This is a genomic window from Bradyrhizobium pachyrhizi, from assembly GCF_001189245.1.
Lineage (GTDB): Bacteria > Pseudomonadota > Alphaproteobacteria > Rhizobiales > Xanthobacteraceae > Bradyrhizobium > Bradyrhizobium pachyrhizi.
This window is the reverse complement of sequence record NZ_LFIQ01000056.1, coordinates 1-467: the sequence shown is the minus strand read 5'-3', so window position 1 is coordinate 467 and position 467 is coordinate 1. Positions and strand designations below refer to the sequence as shown.

Here is a 467-nt window from a genome sequence, read left to right as displayed (position 1 = left end):
CTGAGCTATCTGCGCAGCTTCCCGTTCGACAAGATCAAGATCGACCGCTGCTTCGTCACCGACATCGCCGATCCGCAGGGCTCGGCCGGCATCGTCGAGGCCGTCGTCAACATCGCCGCCGAGCGCAGCATGACGACGACGGCGGAAGGCGTCGAGACCGCGCAGCAGAAGCAATTGCTGCGCGAGCTCGGCTGCTCGGAAATGCAGGGCTATCTGTTCAGCCCGCCGAAGCCCGCCGCCCAGATCCGCGAGCTGCTGGCCGGGCACCGCCGCGGCCCCGCTGCGGGAGCGAGCACCACGCGCCGGCGCAAACCCGTCGCCGGCGCGGCTTAAGGCCGCTCGGAAGTCGCGAGCCCGAGGGGCGTCTGCACAATTTCGGAATATTGGAAGAATACCCTGAAATTGCCCGACGTGTCAAATTGACTGGTCGACCGCCTGCCACCGGCTCCTTTGCATGGGGTTGTTTT

General features: G+C 65.7%; 1 protein-coding gene. It reads left to right on the top strand.

Translation table 11 applies throughout. The features are described from left to right. Window positions 1–333 (top strand): EAL domain-containing protein (locus tag AKL29_RS10770; RefSeq protein ID WP_152977535.1); only part of this gene is annotated, 333 nt, incomplete at its 5' end. Window positions 334–467 lie beyond the last annotated feature (134 nt).